The sequence below is a fragment of the Ignavibacteriales bacterium genome (assembly GCA_016709155.1).
In the GTDB taxonomy this organism is placed as follows: domain Bacteria; phylum Bacteroidota; class Ignavibacteria; order Ignavibacteriales; family Ignavibacteriaceae; genus JADJEI01.
Genome location: JADJEI010000001.1, coordinates 1,970,126 through 1,992,505, shown reverse-complemented (window position 1 = coordinate 1,992,505; position 22,380 = coordinate 1,970,126). Strand labels below are relative to the sequence as shown.

The following is a 22,380-nucleotide window of genomic DNA, read 5'->3' as shown; positions in this document are numbered from 1 at the left end:
GTGTTTACACCCCTGCCTGTAAATAATTAAATGAAAAAAAGTCCCGCCAACAAAGCGGGACTTTTTATTTTATCAAAAGAAACTAAGCTGACCTGACTGCACAATATTGTCGAATGATTTACCGAGTAACGAAAGTATTGAATCAGCGATCGGCTTTAATTGTTTTTCGATGTAGTGCTGATAATCAATATCGGTGTGCTTTAGTTCTATCGGTACCGGACCTCTTTTAGTTATAACATAATAAACCGTTCCGCTGCTTTGATCAATCAGGCGTGCGGCTCGTACATGCTGCGGAATGTTTTTTGTGTAATCCACAACATCTTTTCTTAAACGTTTCCTGTAAACAAGTTTGGTATCATACTCGCCGGTGTAAACTTTCTGAACAATTTCTCTAAGCCAATTTTCAATTTCAATATTATTGAAAACACGATTGTAAAGTTCAAGTTGAAAATCCTTTGCAAGTCGTGTCCAATCCGAACGCACAGATTCTAAGCCGACAAAATCAACTTGCTGATTACCATTTTTTTCAATTAGCCCGGCATATCTTTTTTTTGCGCCGGCTTCACTGCCTCTTGCGGGTGTGATAATAAATTTTTTATAGAATTTTTCATATTCTATTTCAAGATGGGATTCAACATTAAATTCGTCCTTTAGTTTTTGCTTCCAGAATTTGTTAAGAAGAGTTGTAATCTTTTTTCCGCTTGCTTCACCCTCATCACCTTCGTTGTTTTTTAGTTTGACAAACAAAGAATCTGTATCGCCATAGACCACTTTGTAATCATTTTGTTCAAGAAATTTTTTACTCTGGAGCAACAGATACTGCCCCGTCCCTGTGATTGCGGTTGGCAAATCGGGGTGGTAGAAGCGGCAGCCGTAAGAACCCATTACCCCGTAAAAACTATTCATTAAAATTTTTATTGCCTGCGAAAGCTGTGCATCATTTTTTTTCTTCGCAAAAGTTCTCTGCTTCATTAGCTGTTCAATAAATTGAGGAAGCAAATATTTTGTTGAAGAAAATTTTATTCTGTTTGGCGTTTCGATAGTGTCAATATCAGAAAGCAATCTGCTAAGCGGATCAATTTTGAATGTAAGGATTATTGAAGGGTACAGGCTTTTAAAATCAAGCACAACTACATTTTCATAAATTCCCGGGGTGGGGTCAAGCACATAACCGCCGGCAGCGTGATCTGATGTTTGCAAATCCTTTACATTCGGGGCAACATATCCTGCACGATGCAAATGCGGCAAATAAAAATGATCGAATGCCTGAGTCATCATTCCCAATTGATCCATTAAAAGCCCGGAAAGCTGTGCACGCTTGATGCTCAGTTCAATCAATCCTGTTTGTTGAAAAATATTTGTAACAAGCATGCAGTCGTTAAGGTTGTATTCTGCAAGTGTTAGTTTGTCTTCTTTGAACAACCTTTCAATTTCAGCTACTTTATTTTGATCGGGAGTAATAGTTTTCCCTTCTTTTAAAATTTCCTGCGCAACGGTTTCGAGTTTGTAATCTTCAAAATTGAAAAACGAAGCCCGCAAGGTAGGAGGTCCATCAATAATAATTCTTCCTGTGACGGAAGCAAAATATCCCCCAGCCTTTCTTTTGCGTATCACAGCTTTGCCTTTGCAGCGTGCAATATCGAAAGGAATAAAATTTTCTTTGCATTTATTTTCTATGAATAAAAGATCAAAACCGATAACGTGCCAGCCAATAATAATATCGGGATCGGCATTTCTGAACCAATTAAGAAATTCTGTCAGAAGAATTTTTTCGTCTTCGTAAAATAAAATGTGAGCAGGTTTCCTTTTAGATTGATCACCAATCATGAAAACTTTTTTTTCCTCACTACCTTTTGAAGTAAGGTGAACTGCTATTGAATAGAGAAGATTATTTTTCATTCCTGTTTCAATATCGAGCGAGCAGATAGTGAAATCGGGATTAACTTCGCAAGGTTCAACTTTGGGATTGATAAACTTAATAACATCATCTTTGACTTGCGACTCTCCGCTGAGTTTAATCTGAGCGTTAACAAACTTTTCCATTAAAAATCTTTTTACAGGATCAACATCAGATTCATAGGTTAAGATATTTTGCTCGTCACACTTTTCCGAAAATTGCTTCAGTTCATTTTGAGAATTAAAATAAAGCGCATCAACTAACTGTCCGGAAAATGTTTTAAAGCTCAATTGTTTTCTATTAAACGACAAATTGGTATTGGGAAGCTCACTTGAATTTTCCACAAAGAAAACAGGCTTGTTGTTTGTGATTACAACTTCGATAGGTAATTTTTCCTCTGGAGATTTACCAACAAAACGAAGCACATTTTGCCCGCGTGTGTCTATCCATTCGCCTGTTAATATGAAAATTTTTAACTCGGTCACTTTTGAGTATAACTTATGAATATTAAAATTTATAAAAATGATTTATCTTTAAAACGAAAATAAATAAACTAAGGATGGTATTTAATGAAATTAGTAATCACATTTTTTTTAGTTCTGTTTTTTAACCAAACAAACAGCGCACAGGATACACTTACAACAACCAGCGGATTAAAATATGTTATTCAACAAAAGAGTGATGGTGTTCGTGCGGAGGTGGGGAAAGAAGTTGCTGTTCACTATACAGGAAAATTTTTAGACGGAAAGGTTTTCGATTCGTCGGTGGAAAGAGACGAGCCGATTAAATTTATACTTGGCGCAGGCAGAGTAATCAAAGGATGGGATGAAGGTATTGCTCTGATGAATGTCGGTGATAAATACACATTGATAATTCCATATCAACTTGCATATGGCGAAACCGGACGCGGACCAATTCCTCCAAAAGCAACTTTGATTTTTGATGTTGAACTTTTAAGTGTTTCAGAACCAAAGCTTGCTCTTGGCGATACTTTGCTTATTACTTTATTTGAAAATGGAATTGACAATGCTGTAAAAAAATATTACTATCTGAAAGAAAATTTTTCTAACGAATATAATTTTGATGAAAGCGAATTAAACACTCTGGGATATGAACTGCTTAAATCAGGAATGGCGAATGAAGCAATTACTATTTTCAAGCTGAATGTTGAAGCATATCCTGAATCATCAAACGTTTATGACAGCCTTGCAGAAGCTTACTCTGTTGCAGGCGATAAGGATCTGGCAATTGAGTATTATGAAAAGGCGCTTGAGTTAAATCCTGACAATGCTAATGCAAAACAGATGCTTGAAAAATTGAATGCGGAAGAATGATTATTAAAAATGAATATCGAGCTGATCCGTAACTTTTGTTTAAAATTAAAAGGAGTAGTTGAAGATTATCCTTTCGATGAAGAAACTTTGACTTTCAAGGTAATGGGAAAAATATTTTTGCTTGCTTCGCTTGAGAAAATTCCTTTACAATTAAACTTAAAATGTGATCCCGAAAAGGCTGTTGAACTTCGCGAACAGTATGATTGCATTCAGCCCGGTTATCATATGAATAAGTCACACTGGAATACAATCGTGCTTGATGGTTCATTAAACCGTGAGTTTATCGAAGAGCTAATAAAGCATTCGTATGATTTGGTTGTAAGCGGATTAAAAAAAGCAGACAAAGAAAAACTTGAAAAATTATAGAAAATAATTTTTATGGATGAAATAATTTCTAATAAAGATTATGATCCGAAAATGCATTCAGCCGAGCACATTCTAAATCAGACTATGGTTAGAATGTTTAAGTGCGAACGATCTTTCAGCAATCATATTGAAAAGAAAAAATCGAAATGCGATTATCACTTCGAAAGAAATTTAACTGCTGAAGAAATATCTGAAATTGAATCCCGGGTAAATGCTGTTATAAAATCGAATAGTTTAATAACTGAAGAATTTGTTGAAAGAGAAAAAGTTAAATCTATTTTTAATTTAGAAAGATTGCCGCAAACCGCAGGTGAAGTAATCCGCATAATTAAAATCGGTCATTATGACTCTTGCCCTTGCAGCGGAATGCATGTTAAATCAACAGAAGAAATCGGACAATTCAAAATTATTTCTTCTTCATATGAAAATGGAGTGATGCGTCTTCGATTTAAACTGCTTAATTATTAATTTCTTTTATACAATGTGGTTAAAAGTTAAGCGCACTAAATGACGATAGATTTATTATCCGAAAATCCAATTACGCCGCTGCAAGAAATTAAACTTCCAGGTGTTGATTCCTCTGAGGTGACTATATTATTTAAGCGATTAGATTTAATCCATCCTCAAATATCCGGGAACAAGTGGTACAAGCTGAAATACAATTTGCTCTTTGCCAGGGAAAATGGATACGACACTTTACTTTCTTTTGGGGGGGCTTATTCAAACCATATTCATGCACTTGCAGCCGCAGGAAAATTATTTGGGTTTAAAACTATCGGAGTTATTCGAGGCGAAGTACATCAACCGCTAAATCCTACTCTGCAATCTGCTTCTAAAAATGGAATGACACTTCACTATCTCGATCGAAATTCTTATCGAAGAAAAAATACTGATGAAATTATCGAATCATTAAAAAAAATATTTGGCAAATTTTATCCGATTCCAGAAGGCGGATCAAATGCACTTGCCGTAAAAGGCTGTTCCGAAATTGTAAAATCAATTGAAAGTGATTTCGATTATATTTGTGCCCCCTGCGGAACCGGCGGAACTCTTGCCGGGCTTATTTGCGGATTGAATAATTCTAAAAAAATAATTGGATTTCCGGTTTTAAAGGGCGGTTTGTTTCTTCATAAAGACATTTCTGAACTTGTTTATAACTTCAGCGGACAATATTTTAGCAATTGGAAACTTCAAACAGAATATCATTTTGAAGGTTATGCCAAGGTTAATAGTTCGCTCACTCAATTCATTTTCGAATTTGAGAAGTTAAACAAAATTGAACTTGAACCAATTTATACAGGCAAAATGTTGTTTGGCATAGCCGATCTGATCAGGAAAAAATTTTTCGAAACAAACTCTGTTATTGCCGCAATACACACTGGCGGCTTGCAAGGATTGAAAGGAATGAAAATGCGTTATCCGTCTTTGTTCGAAATCTATAACCCTGTTCGAGGTTGATTTTTTTAAGCAATTTTTATTTGGTGATAAAAATTTGAAATCTCTACATTAAAGAGATGGAAACTAAAAAAAACATTATAATACTTTCGGATACGATTAAGTCTGGAAACGGGCTTAGAGTTAAAATCGAGAAAATCATTGATAGTCCCGCAAGCGTAATTTCATACCGAAGCAAAAGCTTTCCCAAACTCAATAATAAAAAGCAGGTAATAATTCTGTGTGAACTAACATCATCAAATCATAACGAGATGATTAGAACAATTTCACAATTCAGAGCTGCAAAAAATAATCCGATTATTTTTATTGCCGATCGCAAAATCAAAATTGAAGAAACAAACTTATCGGGCTTCAACTCCGAAATTATTTTGTCGCCATTTAAGGTAACTGAAATAAAAAATGCCATAGATAAATTTCAAACTAAATCCCAAGGTGATGATGAATCAAAAAACAATGCTGAAGGGTTATCGCTTATCCGAAAATCAATCGAACGGTTTGAACTTGATCCAATAAGAAATATTACTCTTTTAGTAGAAGGATTCGGCAAAGCGATTAATGCATCCGCAGCTTTTTATAACCGGCTAAATAATGATCTTCTTTACTCCGTTGGCAAATGGAATCTGCCTGATGATTTTGTCCCGGTTGATATTGCGAAAGGACATATTTGTTTTGATGTGATTAATTCAATAAATGACAAGTGCGTGTTGATAAGGAATTTACCTTCGACAAAATATCATTTATCCGATCCTGCGGTTAGTAAGTTTCAACTTAAGACTTATTTCGGTAAAGCGATAAATCTTGAAGGCAAGCATATCGGAACGCTGTGTGCAGTATTTACAAAAGATTTTAAACCTTCGAAGAACGATTATGAAAATTTAAAACTCTCAGCTTCTTTAATTGAAAATTTAGAGAAACAAATATCTCAGAAAGAAGAGCTATGGATTAGCAGGGAATGGTTTAATGCCGTGTTTAAGACTTCTCGCGATGGAATTATAATTGTAAAAAGTAACAAAATATTATATGCGAATGAATCACTGCGAAAAGATTTCTTAATTCATTCAATCAGCGAATTGACAGGGAAGTCTCCTGCAGTATTAAGCGTGGATAAATCAGAAGAATTTTTTAGTGCTTTAGAAAATCAATCCACCCAAGACTTGGCTCACAGAATATTTGAATTCGAGGGAATCAGAAAAGATAAATCGGTTTTTTCTGTTGAAGCAGATTATTCAAGGATTAAAATTAGTGATGAAGATTATGGTATTTATTATTTAAGAGATATCAGCCTTCGGAAATTTGCAGTGGATAAGCTGAAAAAAAGTGAATCGTTGTATCGAACTTTATTCAGCTTGCTTCCAACAGGTATTTTATTTATTGATGTTAATGGAAAAATTCTCGAAGCCAACGAAGCGATATGTCAGATATTAGGATACACCAAAGAAGAATTAATTGGTAAAAATGTACAGATGCTTTCATTCGATAAAACACTTCAATCAATTGAATCAAATATTGGAAAGATTATTGAACACAAACAATTACAGCATCTTGTTAAGAATATCCGCAAAGATGGAAGCATTTGCTTCCTCGAATTAATAGAAACTGTTATTCAACTTGAAAATGGGGAAACGGGAATTCTTTCAATAGCAAAAGATGTTACCGAAACAAAATTAGCCGAAGATGCTTTATTTAAAACTGAAGAAAAGCTTCGCGCTTTAATTCAGTCTGGTATTTTGGGAACAATGATGTCCGACCGACATGGAAATATTCTTGAAGTAAATGATGCTTTCTTAAACATCACTGGTTTCGATAGAAGTGATGTCGGATCACCATATTTCAATTGCAGATTGATTACTCCTGACGAATTTCATACAATTGAAATGGGAAAAATTTTAGAGGCACAACGAAAAGGAAGATGCACTCCTTACCAAAAACAATATATCAGAAAAGATGGCAGCAAAGTTTGGGTACTGATTGGCTTTATCCTGCTGGGAGATAAACAAGAAAATATTTTTGCTGCTGTTATTGATATTACTGAAACCAAAACTGCTGAAGAAGCATTACAAAAATCTTTGCACGAAAAAGAAGTATTATTAAGAGAGATTCATCATCGTGTAAAAAATAATCTTCAGATTATCTACAGCCTGCTAGATCTGCAATTAGACTCAGTAGAGAATAAAGAGTTGATTAAGTTCTTTCAGAATCTCAAAGATAGAGTTCGTTCGATGGCACTCATTCATGAAAAACTTTATCAAACGGGCGACTTCAGCCAGATTGACATGAAAGATTATATCACAACGTTGGTAGATTATCTTTATAATTCTTACATAAAATATTCCGGCGAACCTGAATTTGAAATTGACGTGGAAGATATTAAACTGCCGATAGACAGCGCCATCCCTTGCGGAATGATAATAAGCGAACTAATTTCAAACTCATTGAAATATGCATTTCCCGCCTCAGGCAAAATTGAAAAACCAAAAATCATTTTGAAATTAAAAATGACGAACCTAAATGAATTTGAACTTAATATTAGTGATAATGGCATCGGTATTCCAAAAGATTACGATATAGAAAACTCTCAATCGCTCGGGCTTCAACTAATTGGTATGCTTACTCAAAACTTAAACGGCAAATTGACAAGAGCAAATGACTTAGGAACTGGATTTAGAATAATTTGGAAAGATGAGAACCTGAAATGAATAATTTAAAAGACAAGATAAATATTCTTGTTGTTGAAGATGAAACAATCGTTGCTAATAATATTAAAAAACGCCTTGAGAGCTGCGGTTATATTGTTAATAGAATTGTTAATAATGCAGATGATGCTTTCAAGTTTGCCTCAGAATTAAAACCCGATATTGTTTTGATGGACATCAAACTTAAAGGCAAAACAGATGGCATTGAAGCGGCTGAAAAAATTCAAGGCAAAATAAATATACCGGTTATTTTCCTCACGTCTTATGCAGACGAAAATACTTTTCAGAAAGCGAAAGCAATTATGCCTTTTGGTTATTTAATTAAGCCTTTCGAAAGCAAAGAACTCGAGCGAACTGTGGAGCTTGCATTATTCAAGCACGCAATGGAATTAAAAATAAAACAAAGTGAGCAGCGTCTTGCGCTTGCTGTTCGTGCAGGCAAAACGGGGATATGGGAATTTTACCCTTCTGAAAAAAGGCTTTTTGCAGATGACAGCTTGAAACATCTATTAGGTTATTCAGATTTAGAATCCTTAAACAGTGTTGAAGATTTTCTTTCGTTAGTTCATCCCGATGATCGTAATAAGGTATTAGAAATAATAAATTCCCAGGTTCCAATTTATAACGAGGGAGATGAGTTCGAACTTAAAGTTTTAAAAAAAGATGGAAGCATAATTTGGGTTTCGTGTGCATCTAAAAAACAAATTTCCACAAAGGATAATTCTTTCTTTTACCTTGGGACCGCTGTAGATATTACAAACCGTAAACTCAATGAGGAAACAATTAAGAAAAGTGAAGAGATTTTCAGAAAGACATTTGATAATGCGGGAATTGGCATGGCAATGCTTAAGCCTAACGGCTCATTCATTCGAATAAATAAATCTTTTTGTGATACTCTTTTATATTCTTCAACGGAAATACTACAATCTAATTTACTGAACCTAACTTTTGAAAAAGATAGAGATTTGATTGAAAAATCATTCTATGAACTGCTTACTTTAGAAAAGGGAGAATATCTTAATTATGAATGCAGATATTTGAATAGTCAAAAAAAAGTTGTTTGGTGTGTCACGAGTATTTCGCTAATTAAAATGCAAGATTCTCAATCATTTTTTATTGTACAATTTCAGGATATTACGGCAAGAAAAGAAGCTGAGTCAAAACTTGCTGCACTGGCAGAAAATCTTCGCCTGCTTAATGCTTCAAAAGATAAATTCTTCTCAATCATTTCCCACGATCTTCGCAGCCCTTTCAATTCATTGCTCGGGCTTTCCGAATATCTTTCCGAATCATACGATGAACTAAGCGAAGATGAAGTTAAAGAAGTGTTGGGTGGTTTGCACCGATCTGCTAAAAATGTTTATAATCTTTTGACTAACCTTCTTGATTGGGCAAGGCTTCAAACCGGAAGACTAACTGTGAATAAAAATATTTTTAAGATTGACTATCCTTTGCAGAATGTTTTAAATCTTTATGCCGAAGCTATCAAAAAGAAAAAATTAAATATTATTAAAAATATTTCTGTTGATAAATCTTTATACGCAGATGCTAATATGATAGAGACTGTTCTTCGAAACCTTTTGTATAATTCAATTAAATTTACACCTGATAATGGAACCATCACCATAAGCGTGAGTATCCACAACGGCTCGGCTGCTGTTAGTATTGCTGATACAGGCAAAGGTATGAGTGCGGAGGATTTAATAAAACTTTTCAGACTTGATGCTCAAGTCCGCGGTGAAGGCACTGATGGAGAGAGAGGCACGGGATTGGGATTAATTCTTTCAAAAGAATTTGTTGAGAAGAATGGTGGAAAAATTCAGGTTGAAAGTCAATTAGGAATCGGAAGTAATTTTACCTTCACAGTTCCGTTTGCAGAATAATAAATTTATTCTGTAAGTTAAAATCAAATATTTTACTTCTTGTTTAATTATGAAGTTGAACTAAGTCAATCAAATTTATTTTCTTACCTTGATAACTATTTCATCACTAAATAATATTCATCAAAAAAGGAACTCGTATTATGCCGTCAACAAACCCTGAAGAGCATGTTAAAAAGTCATTCTCTGAAGTAATCAAAGAATCATTCAAAGAATTAAAAGAAACTTTCATAGCATTTGTTAAAGCACCGAGAGCACTTTGGGGAGTTAACATTCCATACATTATCGAAGGATTAGTTTACTTTGGAATATTGACGATACTTGGAAAGTTTGGTTCTGAAAATGTGGATTTAATTGACACACAATCAAGTCTTGTTTATAGTTTTGTAACAGGAGGGATTACTTTTTCGATGCTGCTATTTGGTGGTTTCTCCGATAAACTTGGTGTAAGAAATTCTTTGCTGCTTGCATTTGTCGGAATGCTTGTTGGACGTGTTTTAATCTCCCTTTCCGGAACTCTCCCCCTCTCAAATGGTTTGTGGTCGCCAATGTTTTTCTCAATGATCGGTGGATTATTTGTCATGGTGATGTTCTATGGTTTGTATCAGCCTGCTGCTTATGCCGGAGTTAAACGCTACACAACTCCTCAAACCGCAGCAATGGGTTATGCAGTAATTTACGGACTGATGAATCTTGGCGCATTCCTTTCAGGATTTATTTCATCTTTTACACGCCAAACTTTTGAATCTTCATTTCCCCCGAACGGCTTGACTGCAGTTTTTTGGGTTTATGTTGGATTAACCGCTATATCGCTCATCATAACTGCTTTGTTGTTGAGTAAAAAAAATGATCAGGATGCAGTGGCATCAATAAAAGCAGAAGCAAATCAACCTAGTGAAAATGAAGCGAAACAGGAAAAATTGAAAATAAATAATCTGCCATTAATTATTTACGCTTTAATTACACTTGGATTATTTCTTCTGTCCGGCTTTGGTTTTAACAATCCGGCAAATTTCTTTTTTAGTTTTAATCTTTTGGGATTAGCCGTAAATATTGATTTCTTTTTTGTCCTTTCTTTACTCGCATTTGTTTTAGCAGTTATTGAATTTCTCAGGAAAAGACCCGAGCATCCATTTCGAGATAAAAGATTTGCATTTTTTATCTTCATGCTTATACCGGTGCAAACCTTATTCGCACACAACTGGCTTACAATTCCTTACTATCTTGATCGTGCATTTAAAGGCTCGGTGGTGAGTGATTACTTTGAAATATTTTCTAACCTAAATCCAATTTTAGTTTTTATTCTTGCACCCATTGTTGCGGGCTTAACTTCGAAAGCGAACGTTTATAAGATGATGATTTATGGTACAATAGTTATGTCAGTGCCAACATTTCTGCTTACAGTTGGTCCGAACATGTACCTGTTTTTGCTCTATGTTTTAATAATGACAATTGGTGAATCAATGTGGCAGCCGCGATTCCTGCAATGGATCGCCGAAGTAGCTCCTAAAAATATGACCGGGCTTTATATGGGTGTGGGACAATTTCCGTGGTTCCTTACAAAAGTCCTTACAGGCTTTTATTCAGGGTGGGTGCTTACTCAATATTGCCCGAAAGATGTTGACCCATCTAAAATGAATACTGAATTTATGTGGTTGATTTATGGTCTTATTGCTATTACTTCTCCAATCGGATTAATACTTGCAAGGAAATGGATGATGAAAGGTTTCAAATTAAAAGATGGCGAATAAATTTTTAAAGAAGTAATTGTTGAAACCATTCTTGAGCAAAAATAAAATGAATGAGCTGATTAATAAATCCACCGAACTATTAGACTTGATTTGGGAATGCTCGGTAGATGGATTGCGGCTGATTGATGGGCATGGAAATATTATTATGGTTAATCAGCCATACTGCAAAATGGTAAATCTTGAAAAAGAATATCTTATCGGTAAATTATTTTCCGATGTTTATCACCCGTCGGAAAGAGAAGATGTTCTTAAAGTTTATCGTGAAGATTTTATTAATAATAAAATGCGCACTCATTTTGAACGAGAGAATACCCTTCTAAACAACGATAAGGTATGGTTCGATTTTTCCAATTCTTTTCTGCAATTACCCGATGGAGATAAAGTAACTCTCAGCATCATTAAGAATGTTACCGCACGAAAAAAAACAGAATTGGAAATCAAGGAAAGTGAAAAACGTTACCGGATGCTTTTTAACAACACAAACGATGCCGTGTTTGTCATTCAACTTGAGCAGGGAAGTTCTTATGGAAGATTTATTGAAGTTAACGATGTCGCCTGCGAAAGGCTCGGCTACCAGCGTGAGGAATTCTTGATGCTAAGTCCTTCGGCAATTATCCCGCCGCAAATTATAAATGAATATACTTCTGTAATGGAAAAACTTTTTTCTGTTAAAGATGTAATCTTTGAACTGGTGCATCGTGCAAAGGACAGACGAACTTTTCCTGTTGAAATAAGCGCACATCTGTTTCAGTATAATTCCAAACAAACTATCCTTTCTGTTGCCAGAGATATTACTGAAAGAAAAATAGCTGATGAAAAACTTAAGCGAACAAGCAAAACATTAAGAGACCTCGCCTCTCATCTTCAATCTGTTCGCGAAGAAGAAAGAACAATGATTGCAAGAGAAATTCATGACGAACTCGGACAAGTGTTGACTGTGCTCAAAATTCAGATTTCTCTTCTTTCAAAAAAATTAAACGAGGATCAACAACCATTAAAAGATAAGTTTGATTCAGTCTCGATCCTGATTGATCAAACGGTTGAGACCGTGCAAAAAATTTGTGCGAAACTTAGACCCGGAATATTAGATGAGCTTGGACTTGTTGCGGCGATTGAATGGCAAAGCCAGGAACTCAGCGAAAGGATGGGGATTCAAAGTGAATTTATTTTTCCTTCAGATGAAATTATTCTTGACAATGAAAAATCTACTGCAGTATTTAGAATTTTTCAGGAAGCTTTAACCAATGTTGCAAGGCATGCTAATGCTTCGATTGTTCATATCATTTTAAAAATTGAAAAATCAAATCTTATTCTTGAAATCATTGATAATGGCGGAGGGATTTCTGAAACTCAATTAAATGCTGTTCAATCGCTGGGAATTTTGGGAATGAAAGAACGTGCAATGCTTTTCGGCGGTTCTGTTTATATTGAAGGCTTTCCCGGAAAGGGCACAAAAGTAAGAGTTGAAATACCTTACAGCAAACTGGAAAATAAAAATGATTAACATTCTCATTGCCGATGATCATGCCATTGTACGGGAAGGGCTTAAGCAAATAGTGGCAGAAGAGAAAGATATGTGCGTCTCTGCCGAAGCAAAAGATGGCACCGAACTGCTTGAAATCTTAAGAGTTAAAAAAAATAATTTCAGTATTATCATTTTAGATATAAATATGCCAGGTAAAAACGGGTTAGAAGTTTTAAAAATTTTAAAAAGTTTTTATCCTGATCTACCGGTATTAATTTTAAGTATGTTCAGCGAGGAACAATATGGACTTCGCGCGATAAAAGCCGGAGCTGATGGGTATTTAAAAAAAGTTAGTGCTCCGGCAGAATTAGTAATTGCAATCCGGAAAATTGTTTCGGGCAATAAATATATTAACGATGCTCTTGCCGCAAAACTCGCTATTGATATCACGCACAAATCTAAACCCCTGCCTCACGAAAATCTCTCTGATAGGGAATTCCAAATTATGTGCATGATAGCAGCAGGTAAAAGTGCTGAGGAGATTTCTGAAGAGTTAAGCATTAGTATTCACACAGTCTATTCCTACCGAAACCGTGTGTTTGAAAAGATCAATCTTAAATCCAATGTTGAATTAACTCAATACGTAATTCAGAACAAACTTATTGATTTTTAGTTTAGTTGGTAAATCTCTATGGATTATAAATTTCTAATAATAATTACTCTTTTATGCTATAATTATTATGCTTGATAAGAAGCGCTATCAATCATATCTTTGAAGCAAATCAAAATCAGCTTTACGAACTATCAAAATGAAATTCTTCTCAAACATATTAGCCGCACTAATAATTTCTGTCTTCGGAATTTGCTTTGCATATTCACCCAAAAGTAATTCCATGGGTGATTATATTTTCAAGCAGCTTAAAATTGAAGACGGGCTTTCGCAGAGCACAATTGTTGAAATTCTTCAAGATAAAATAGGATACATCTGGTTTGCAACCGTGAATGGTTTAAATAAATATGATGGTTATAATTTTACTGTTTATTCTAATAATCCAAATGATAAAAATTCTATTTCGAGCAGCGGAATTACTTCAATGATGGAAGGAAGAAGCGGCGAACTTTGGGTGGGGACAGTTGACGGTAATATTAATCTGTTGAATAGAGATAATGAAACATTTAAACGATTTTTTATTACAGATAAAAATGAGCTGCCGGCTTCAGGTTTAAATGATTATTATGAATACCCGATAGTGTTTTCTCGAAACCTGACCAACACGATTACATCTATTGCAGAAGATAATAGTAACTACTTATGGATTGGCACGTGGGGGAAGGGTGTTTTTCGATTCAATAAAAAAACCGGTGAGAAGCAGCACTTCTTTTTTCAGGAAAATAATAAAGGAACGCTTTCCCATAATAGAATTACTAAAATCGTAGTTGATGAGAACAATTCAATTTGGATCGCAACATTTGGCGGCGGATTAAATAAAATTATTCCTGATAATAACGGCGGCTATGAATTTTCCTCCTTCCAACATTCAAAACAAAATATAAATTCCATTTCTGATGATAAAATAATTTCCCTCTACCTTGATAATAAAGATAATCTTTGGATCGGTACTTATTTCGGAGGTGTTAATTTTCTCTCTGCATCATTAAAAATTTCTGATTCTCGTAACATTTCTTTCAAACACTTTCGATTAGAAGAGAATACTTCCAATTGCCTTTGCAATAATACTGTAATGGCAATCACCCAAACCTCTGATAACTATTACTGGTTTGGAACACTTGGGGGGGGACTTGATAGATTTGATTTTTCTTCAAATAGTTTCAGGCACTTTGTAAATGATCCTAATAATGATAATTCTTTAGTTGATAATGATGTTATCTCTCTTTATCAGGATAGGTCAGGGATACTATGGATTGGGACTCATGTCGGTGAAGGTATTAGCAGACTTGAAATGAATAACGCAAAGTTTAATATACTTAGAAATAAACCCGGTGAAATGAACAGCCTAAACGATAATGTAATTTGGGCAATTCATGAAGATAGAAATAATAATTTTTGGTTCGGAACATATCGCGGTGGATTGAATTATTATCACCGGTCTGAAAATAAATTTTCGCATTACTTATTTGACGAACATAATTCTAATTCACTAAGTGATAATCATATTCGCTCGCTCGAAGAAGATGATGCTGATAATCTTTGGATTGGAACTTATTCCGGCGGATTGGTGAAGTTCAACAAGAAAACTAAAACATTCACAGCTTTTAAGAATAACCCTGAAGAAGAAACTTCAATAGGTTCAAATCAAGTGCAGGATATTTTATACGATAACAATTCTGTTATCTGGATTGGGACCTTTGGCGGCGGCTTGAATAAATTAATTGTACAACAGGGTGAGGGGCGAAGCGGTGTCTTTTTTAAAAGATACATACACGATCCGAATAATCAATTTAGTATAAGTGATAACCGTATTTATAAAATATACAAAGACAAACAAGGTATTTTTTGGATAGCTACATTTGGTGGGGGTCTAAATAAATTCGATCCTGTTAGTGAAAAATTTTATCATTTCCAGCACAATCAGGCTGACAAAAATTCATTGAGTGATGACAGGGTTATGTCCATTTACGAAGATGAAGATGGCAATCTCTGGATAGGAACATTTGGAGGCGGCTTAAATAAATTCGATAGGAAGAGCGGGAAGTTTTTTAATTTCTCGAAAGATGAAGGTCTGAACAGCTCTGTAGTTTATGGCATTCTTGAAGATAATCATTCCAATTTATGGATGAGTACTGATGATGGTATTTATAAATTTGGAATTCGTGATCAGTTCTTTTCACATTATGATCTTCAGGATGGACTGCAAAGTATGGAATTTAGCGGGGGGGCGTATTATGAAAGCAAGCTTGGCGAAATGTTTTTTGGTGGAATCAACGGAGTAAATTATTTTTTCCCGGATAGTATTAAAGATAACCCGTATAAACCCCCGATTGTAATTACCTCAGTAAGAATTTTGAATAAGCTTGTTAAAGGCGAAAAAAAATCACTGCAATTAAAATATAACGAGAATTTCCTCACATTTGAATTTGCATCTCTTGATTATACCAATCCCTCTGATAATAATTATCAATACAGATTGCAAGGGCTGGAAGAAGAATGGAATTCTGTTGATGCCTCAATGAGATTTGCTAACTATACCAATCTTCCTCCAGGGAAATATACATTTGAAGTTAAAGGTTCAAACAACGATAATGTATGGAGCGAGAATACCGCCACAATAAGCATAATTATTACTCCTCCCTTTTGGCGGACATGGTGGTTCTCTTTGCTATTAATTATTACTGCTGCTGCAGCCATCTATTATGTAAGCACGATTAGGGTTAATAATCTTTTAGCTATCGAAAAATTAAAATCAAAACTTGCTGCAGATCTTCATGATAATGTTGGATCAGGTTTGACTGAGATTTCAATTCTTAGTGAAGTTGCTGCAAAAAACAACTTGAAGAATTCCGTCAACCTTTCTGAAGAACTTCAACTTATTAGTGATACAGCAAGAACACTCGTTGACAAATATGAGAGTGATATAGTCTGGATGGTAAATCCAAAACGCGATTCGCTCTATGATTTAATTCTTAGGTTAAAAGATACTTACAAAGAGCCGCTGTACAATTTGGGGATTTCTTTTAAAACAAGTAATCTTGAAAAAATAAAAGACATAAAACTTCAAATGGAATACAGGCAAAATTTATTTCTGATATTTAAAGAATCAATAAATAATGCGATCAAACACAGTAAGTGCTCGAACATCTTTTTAGATGTAAATTTTCACAGCGATGTTTTGGAGATAAATTTGGTTGATAATGGAATCGGCTTTGACATGCAAGCCGTTTCAAACGGAAATGGATTGACAAATATGAGCAATCGTGCGGAGGCAATCGGGGGCAAAATTAAAATGAAATCGGTTTTGAATAAAGGCACAACAGTAAAGTTTATAGGTAAAATATCAAATCAATCAAGGCTGCTTTCTTTCTTTAACAAATAATATTGTCAAAATTTTTGTGTTTGAAATTGAACTATTTTTTCCATTCATTATGCCACCATAATAAAAATAATTTTGTTAAATGATTAACGTAGCAATAGTAGAAGATAATAATACAATAAGGAACGGGTTGGCAGCTTTAATAGATGCGACAGACGGTTATAAATGCGCAGCGGCATATCAAAACGCTGAATCGTTTCTTGCTGAATTAAAATCAAATAATTTCGATGTTATACTTATGGATATTGGCTTGCCGGGTATGAACGGTATTGAAGCAGTTAAAAAAGCAAAGTTTATTAATACAGAAGTTGACATTTTGATGCTGACCATTTACGAAGAAAGTGAAATTATATTCGAAGCACTTTGTGCCGGAGCTTGCGGTTACCTCGTGAAGAAGACCCCCCCAACCCGGCTCCTCGAAGCCATTAAAGATGCTCACGAAGGCGGCTCACCGATGAGTTCTAATATTGCCCGTAAAGTTATTTCAACTTTCCAGGCAGGTCGCCCCGCTGTCACCGATGAAGAAGCTGCTGCGCTTTCATCAAGAGAGAAGGAAGTACTATTTCAGTTAGCTGAGGGAAATAATTATCAAGAAATAGCGGATGCACTTTTTATTAGTGTTGATACAATCCGGCATCACATTAGAAATATTTATAAAAAATTACACGTCCATTCTCAATCAGAAGCTGTTGCAAAAGCGATTAGAAAAAAAATAATTTAGTACTAATCTTTTCTATTTATTACCTCCCCCGCATAATTCTGCTACAAAAGCCACTTTTCCCACATTTCTGAAATAAAAACAGCATACTTGTGCGGTTGATTTAGTAATGATCTTGATTCATTTTAGCACCGGAAGCAAGACTTAATAATTACTTATCCGAAAGGAGAACAAAATGCAAGATAAAATAATCGAAACTGAATTGAGCAATCCGCTTGCAGAACTTATCAGTGATGATATTTATAACCTGCTTAATCAACATGGATTAATTGATGAGCGCTCCGTCCGTGATTATCATATTAGGAAAAAGTTTAAAAGACTTCGCGAGCAGAAAATCCGCACGGGTGATGCAATTGAATCTCTGCAGTCAGAATACCCATATCTACAGTTTGATACGATTAGAAAAATCGTTCACAATCCGCCTAAATATTCTTGCAGCGCATAATATATTTATATTAAAAGAAGAGTTGTCAATTAGCCAAGTGTAATAGCGCTCTATAATTATTTTTGTTGATTACATTTGTTATGCGATAAAAGATGAAAGGCTATGCCCCAACTCTTCTTTTACTTTTCTGGTCAAACCCCCCTTAAGATATTAAAATAATAATCCTATCTTAGCAAAGAATTAATATCTGATTTTGCTGATGAAGACCCAATTGAAGAATAAAATCATTTCCGACTCAAAGATAAATGCTTTATTAAATGCAAATCGTTATAGCGATGCAGCGATTAAACTGAACCTTCTTCAAAAGAAAGAATGGAAAATATTTTCAGATAATTCCAGCGCCCTCAAAAATGTAAAGCAGAGATCTATTCAGTTTAATGGCTATAAAATCCATTTTCAGTTTAATCCGCAAAGGCTGCTTTCAAGCACAACGGATGTTTCAGATAGGGCAATCAAAAGCAGAAAATGTTTTTTATGTCTAAATAATCTTCCTGAAGAACAAAAAGGAATTTTAATTGAAGATAAATTCATTTTGCTCTGCAATCCATTTCCAATTTTTAATCATCATTTTACAATTATTTATACCGAACATCAGCCTCAATTAATTAATAATCATTTTTTGGATTTATTGTCTCTTGCAAAAAAAATGAATGATCGTTTTGCAGTGTTTTACAACGGACCTCAATGCGGCGCTTCTGCTCCTGATCATTTACATTTTCAAACTGTGGAAAAAAAATGTTTACCAATCTTCGATCAATTAAATCTTATTAAAAATAAGTTTGGCAAACTTCATAAAAGCCAACCAAATATTTCCGTGCATTCGATTGATGACGGCTTAAGAAAATTTATTTTACTGCAATCATTAAATATGCAATTGATCGAAAATTATTTTCATAAAATTTACACTGTGTTAAATAAAAACGATGACGAGAATTATGAACCGATGTTGAATATTCTCTGCACGTATAATGGAGATACCGGATGGACTGTTTTAGTCTTTTCACGATCACAACACAGATCATCTCATTATTTTAATAGTGGAGAGAGTAAAATAGTAATAAGCCCCGCATCAGTAGATTTGGGAGGAATATGCATTTTCCCCCGTGAAGAAGACTATGCGAAGATTGGTACTGAATCCATTAAAGAAATATTTTCTGAAATATTTCCACGAGAGATTGAATTTAATAAAATAATTTCAGCGATAGCCTGATCATTCGTTACTCATCAAATCGCTGATGAATTTCATATTCGGAGAATCAGAATTATTCAGAATTATTTTTATAATTGCAGTAAGCGGTACAGAAAGAAGCATGCCGACTATTCCCCAAATATAGCCCCAGATAAGCAGCGAAATTAAAACCAGCAATGGATTTAGATTTAATTTTCGCCCAATGATTGCAGGTTCAAAAAGATTAAAGAACAATGTTTGCAGCGACCCCATCGTTACAGCAACAAGCAGCATAAAGCTAACTGATTCAAACTGAACAAGTGCCATTAATGCTGGAAGTACTAATGAGGCTGCTGATCCAATTGTTGGAATAAAATTGAAAAGAAACGTGAACAAACCCCAAACAATAGGGAAATCTACACCAAGCAGTGAAAGTAATATCGTTACTGCAACACCGCACGCAAGGTTTAATCCAATTTTAGTAATTATATATTTTTGAATCTGCTCAGTAATCAAATTGAACGCCGAAGCTAATTTTTCTTCTTTAATGTTGTTTTCTTTATTTGATTTTTCACCTAAATAGATTTTACCTTCATTAAGGTCGGGGTAATTTAATGACTCACTTCTCCGGTCAGTCTTATCAGACTTTAGGTAGCGTCTTTTTATTGCTTCATAAATTATTTTATGCCCAGGGACAATAAATACAAAAAAGAAAAGGATAAAAAATACACTTCCAAAAAAAGAAAATGTTGATTCAAACAGACCGCCGGCAATTTTTGATAAATCAATTGATTTAATAAAATTTTGAATCGAAAAATTTGTAAAGTTTGGATCGCTTATTCCAAATGATACAGCAGATTCGCTGATTATTCTGTCAAGTTTATTTAAATATATTGGCAATCCTTCTGTAAAATGGATAAACGAATCAATGATTAATTTGAATATCCCCCAGATTACAAATCCTGTTATTAAGATATCTATTAATATGATAGCTGCTTCAGGTAGCCATTTACGTGCTAAAAAATTATTAAGTGGAGAAAATATGAAAAATAAAAAATATGCAATTACAAACGGAATAAAGATATGACTAAGTTCTTTTAATGTTAAAACAATTGCGATAATTCCGATTACAGAAATAAAAAATTTTATTGAAGAATCTATGTTTATTTTTTGTTGCATTTGTTTTTCTTAACTCATTTGATTATTCCGGAAGGAGTTTGAGGTAAAGAAAGCAGCCGCTCAAAAAGTCTCCATCTTACATCAGGATGATTTTCAGTACCGCCGTTTTTTTGGATATAATTTTTTACGATATCCTCGCCTAAGTTATAGTTGATGACGTAACTTCTGTATGTTTCGATAAACTTTAAATTTTGTTCCGCTCGTTCTTTCGAACGCAGTCCAAATTTAATAAGCCAGTTTATTGTTTGTTCTCTCGTCCACTTCCCATCAAGATAATTCCTTGCTGCTTCATTTGATGAGTAATTCATCTTGCTCATGAGTTCGAGTACTTTATAGTATTCATCCGCTAAAGAAGAATCTAATCCTGCAAGCGGGAACAATACTTTTTTTTCAAAATTAATTCTGCTCTCACCGGGAAGCACAACATGAATACCATAATTAGCAGTTCCTTCGGCTATCAATGATTGAGGACTGAAGAGAGGATAAACTGAAAACTCCACCCAACCTTTTTGTTTAAAGAGATTTTTTTCAAGCAGTGTATTATAAACATGATGCCCGGGATAGCCTTCGTGGGCAGCAAGATCAACTGCACGATCAATATAAATTGGCAGATCAGTGTTAACTTGAATTATACTGAAGCTATTTCCTTTGTACCAATTGTAGGCGCCCCAGGATTTTCCCGTAACATATTCAATTTTGAAATTTTCCTCAGCAGGAAGTTTAATGTTCTCGAGAGTTAGTTTTCTGCATTCATTTATCGCCGCTGTAAATACAGTATCAAGTTTATCTTTAGGGATAATAAATTTATTTCTAAATGTATCGAGTCTGTCCGAAACATTTCCACTGCCGGGCAAAATTTTATCAAGTTCGCTTATGATATTTTGGAAATGTTGATTATCATAAACAGGCGGCGCCGCATCGTAAAGTGATTTGGCTTCTTCATCAAAAGACAACACTCCGCCTTGCAGTAAAAATATTTTAGCTTTAACTGCAAGAATTTGCTTGTAAAGAAATCTAAATCTTAGTGTAAGTAATTCGTCGGAGTCATACTTTGAAAGGGCGTCCAAAGGATCAAGTATTGCATCGGATTCATTAAATAATGATTGAAGCGCAGAAGTGTTTTCTGTTAGATTTTCTTTCGGTTTCCAATCTTCAGGACCATAATAAGCATCAACATAATTGGGGTCAAACTGTCCAACTTTTAAAACAAGTTTTACATAAGATTCAGCTATTGTGTTCATTTTAAATTCCAATTTATCTGTGTTAACCGGTGATGTATTTTGATTACAAGAGGTATAAACAACCGGTAAAACTGTAAAGATTATTAAAAATAATTTATTATAAAATAGCTTCATGATTTTCAATGTGTATTGTAATATAATTGATTACTTCATTTTGAATATAAGGTAACCAATAGAATTAACGTTACAGACCAAACGATTATTATTTATTTTCTTTGTTTCACCATTTAAAAGATCTATTGCTTCAGATAAATTATAATTTGGAGGTAACTCAATTTCAACTGTCTTGTTTTTATTGCTTTTATTAAGGATTACAAGTACACGTTGATTCATATCGGAACGGAAGTATGCAAAAATATTTTCATCTGCAAGTAAAGTTAAAAAATCGCCGTATCTTAAAGCAGAATTATTATTTCTAATTTCGACAAGCTTACTAATTTGACTAAAGGTTTCCTTTTCAAAGTTTGAAAGCCCATTATCAAATCTCATCATTCTTCTGTTGTCGGGATCGGAAGCCCCGGTCATTCCAATTTCATCACCATAGTAAAGTATCGGTATGCCGGGAACTGTCATCTCATAAGCGAGATAAAGTTTTAGTTTATCGTAACTTGATTCATTGTCAACCGTGGGGGGATTAGTCCATCCAATCTCGCTTGCACGGCTATCGTTAATTTGAAGATCGCCATCGGCATAAGCCATGTAGCGAATTTTATCATGGCTGTCCATAATATTTGCCATC

17 protein-coding genes are annotated in these 22,380 nt (G+C 34.5%); 13 read left to right on the top strand and 4 right to left on the bottom strand.

The window, feature by feature from the left end; genetic code table 11:
• Window positions 1-72: 72 nt before the first annotated feature.
• Window positions 73-2,382 carry a DNA polymerase II gene (locus tag IPH11_09440; GenBank protein ID MBK6913867.1) on the bottom strand — a complete coding sequence of 770 codons (2,310 nt, stop codon included), beginning with the start codon at window positions 2,380-2,382 and terminating at the stop codon, window positions 73-75.
• Between the two features lie 84 nt (window positions 2,383-2,466).
• Here IPH11_09440 and IPH11_09435 point away from each other — a divergent pair, with 84 nt between their 5' ends.
• The 13 genes from IPH11_09435 to IPH11_09375 all read left to right on the top strand — a co-directional run bounded on the left by IPH11_09435 (window position 2,467) and on the right by IPH11_09375 (window position 19,263).
• On the top strand, window positions 2,467-3,231 hold the full coding sequence (locus tag IPH11_09435; GenBank protein MBK6913866.1) for an FKBP-type peptidyl-prolyl cis-trans isomerase: 765 nt from the start codon (window positions 2,467-2,469) through the stop codon (window positions 3,229-3,231).
• A gap of 9 nt (window positions 3,232-3,240) precedes the next feature.
• Window positions 3,241-3,597 carry an MmcQ/YjbR family DNA-binding protein gene (locus IPH11_09430; protein MBK6913865.1) on the top strand — a complete coding sequence of 119 codons (357 nt, stop codon included), beginning with the start codon at window positions 3,241-3,243 and terminating at the stop codon, window positions 3,595-3,597.
• Window positions 3,598-3,609: 12 nt separating this feature from the next.
• Window positions 3,610-4,065 carry a hypothetical protein gene (locus IPH11_09425; protein MBK6913864.1) on the top strand — a complete coding sequence of 152 codons (456 nt, stop codon included), beginning with the start codon at window positions 3,610-3,612 and terminating at the stop codon, window positions 4,063-4,065.
• A 39-nt stretch (window positions 4,066-4,104) separates the two neighbouring features.
• A complete protein-coding gene (locus IPH11_09420) occupies window positions 4,105-5,055 on the top strand; it encodes a 1-aminocyclopropane-1-carboxylate deaminase/D-cysteine desulfhydrase (GenBank protein ID MBK6913863.1) in 951 nt (316 codons plus the stop codon).
• Between the two features lie 56 nt (window positions 5,056-5,111).
• Window positions 5,112-7,748: a PAS domain S-box protein gene (locus IPH11_09415; protein MBK6913862.1), complete on the top strand. Its 2,637-nt coding sequence runs from the start codon at window positions 5,112-5,114 to the stop codon at window positions 7,746-7,748.
• On the top strand, window positions 7,745-9,628 hold the full coding sequence (locus IPH11_09410; GenBank protein MBK6913861.1) for a PAS domain S-box protein: 1,884 nt from the start codon (window positions 7,745-7,747) through the stop codon (window positions 9,626-9,628). Before IPH11_09415 ends, IPH11_09410 begins: the two co-directional genes overlap by 4 nt.
• 140 nt (window positions 9,629-9,768) lie before the next feature.
• Window positions 9,769-11,376, top strand: a complete 1,608-nt coding sequence (locus IPH11_09405) for an MFS transporter (GenBank protein MBK6913860.1) — start codon at window positions 9,769-9,771, stop codon at window positions 11,374-11,376.
• A gap of 46 nt (window positions 11,377-11,422) precedes the next feature.
• The gene (locus tag IPH11_09400) at window positions 11,423-12,880 is read left to right on the top strand and encodes a PAS domain S-box protein (GenBank protein MBK6913859.1); all 1,458 of its coding nucleotides are present in this window, start codon (window positions 11,423-11,425) and stop codon (window positions 12,878-12,880) included.
• Window positions 12,873-13,514: a response regulator transcription factor gene (locus tag IPH11_09395; GenBank protein ID MBK6913858.1), complete on the top strand. Its 642-nt coding sequence runs from the start codon at window positions 12,873-12,875 to the stop codon at window positions 13,512-13,514. Before IPH11_09400 ends, IPH11_09395 begins: the two co-directional genes overlap by 8 nt.
• Before the next feature lie 136 nt (window positions 13,515-13,650).
• Window positions 13,651-16,893, top strand: a complete 3,243-nt coding sequence (locus IPH11_09390; GenBank protein MBK6913857.1) for a hypothetical protein — start codon at window positions 13,651-13,653, stop codon at window positions 16,891-16,893.
• 79 nt (window positions 16,894-16,972) lie between these two features.
• Window positions 16,973-17,611, top strand: coding sequence for a response regulator transcription factor (locus IPH11_09385; GenBank protein ID MBK6913856.1), 639 nt, complete (start codon window positions 16,973-16,975; stop codon window positions 17,609-17,611).
• A gap of 172 nt (window positions 17,612-17,783) precedes the next feature.
• On the top strand, window positions 17,784-18,053 hold the full coding sequence (locus IPH11_09380; GenBank protein ID MBK6913855.1) for a hypothetical protein: 270 nt from the start codon (window positions 17,784-17,786) through the stop codon (window positions 18,051-18,053).
• Window positions 18,054-18,264: 211 nt separating this feature from the next.
• On the top strand, window positions 18,265-19,263 hold the full coding sequence (locus IPH11_09375) for a DUF4922 domain-containing protein (GenBank protein ID MBK6913854.1): 999 nt from the start codon (window positions 18,265-18,267) through the stop codon (window positions 19,261-19,263).
• Here IPH11_09375 and IPH11_09370 read toward each other — a convergent pair whose 3' ends face one another.
• The 3 genes from IPH11_09370 to IPH11_09360 form a co-directional block, all read right to left on the bottom strand.
• Window positions 19,264-20,400 carry an AI-2E family transporter gene (locus IPH11_09370; GenBank protein ID MBK6913853.1) on the bottom strand — a complete coding sequence of 379 codons (1,137 nt, stop codon included), beginning with the start codon at window positions 20,398-20,400 and terminating at the stop codon, window positions 19,264-19,266. It lies immediately after the preceding gene.
• 14 nt (window positions 20,401-20,414) lie between these two features.
• Complete coding sequence (locus IPH11_09365; GenBank protein ID MBK6913852.1) at window positions 20,415-21,641, bottom strand: hypothetical protein; 1,227 nt, start codon at window positions 21,639-21,641, stop codon at window positions 20,415-20,417.
• A 144-nt stretch (window positions 21,642-21,785) separates the two neighbouring features.
• Window positions 21,786-22,379 (bottom strand): alpha-glucosidase C-terminal domain-containing protein, encoded by a 594-nt coding sequence (locus IPH11_09360; GenBank protein MBK6913851.1) that lies wholly within the window; start codon window positions 22,377-22,379, stop codon window positions 21,786-21,788.
• Window position 22,380: the final 1 nt, after the last annotated feature.

Bases quoted from the DNA above. Each gene is read 5' to 3' on its own strand.
- IPH11_09435 (MBK6913866.1), top strand. From the start codon at position 2,467: ATGAAATTAGTAATCACATTTTTTTTAGTTCTGTTTTTTAACCAAACA.
- IPH11_09430 (MBK6913865.1), top strand. From the start codon at position 3,241: ATGAATATCGAGCTGATCCGTAACTTTTGTTTAAAATTAAAAGGAGTA.
- IPH11_09425 (MBK6913864.1), top strand. From the start codon at position 3,610: ATGGATGAAATAATTTCTAATAAAGATTATGATCCGAAAATGCATTCA.
- IPH11_09420 (MBK6913863.1), top strand. From the start codon at position 4,105: ATGACGATAGATTTATTATCCGAAAATCCAATTACGCCGCTGCAAGAA.
- IPH11_09415 (MBK6913862.1), top strand. From the start codon at position 5,112: ATGGAAACTAAAAAAAACATTATAATACTTTCGGATACGATTAAGTCT.
- IPH11_09410 (MBK6913861.1), top strand. From the start codon at position 7,745: ATGAATAATTTAAAAGACAAGATAAATATTCTTGTTGTTGAAGATGAA.
- IPH11_09405 (MBK6913860.1), top strand. From the start codon at position 9,769: ATGCCGTCAACAAACCCTGAAGAGCATGTTAAAAAGTCATTCTCTGAA.
- IPH11_09400 (MBK6913859.1), top strand. From the start codon at position 11,423: ATGAATGAGCTGATTAATAAATCCACCGAACTATTAGACTTGATTTGG.
- IPH11_09395 (MBK6913858.1), top strand. From the start codon at position 12,873: ATGATTAACATTCTCATTGCCGATGATCATGCCATTGTACGGGAAGGG.
- IPH11_09390 (MBK6913857.1), top strand. From the start codon at position 13,651: ATGAAATTCTTCTCAAACATATTAGCCGCACTAATAATTTCTGTCTTC.
- IPH11_09385 (MBK6913856.1), top strand. From the start codon at position 16,973: ATGATTAACGTAGCAATAGTAGAAGATAATAATACAATAAGGAACGGG.
- IPH11_09380 (MBK6913855.1), top strand. From the start codon at position 17,784: ATGCAAGATAAAATAATCGAAACTGAATTGAGCAATCCGCTTGCAGAA.
- IPH11_09370 (MBK6913853.1), bottom strand. From the start codon at position 20,400: ATGCAACAAAAAATAAACATAGATTCTTCAATAAAATTTTTTATTTCT.
- IPH11_09365 (MBK6913852.1), bottom strand. From the start codon at position 21,641: ATGAACACAATAGCTGAATCTTATGTAAAACTTGTTTTAAAAGTTGGA.
- IPH11_09360 (MBK6913851.1), bottom strand. From the start codon at position 22,379: ATGGCAAATATTATGGACAGCCATGATAAAATTCGCTACATGGCTTAT.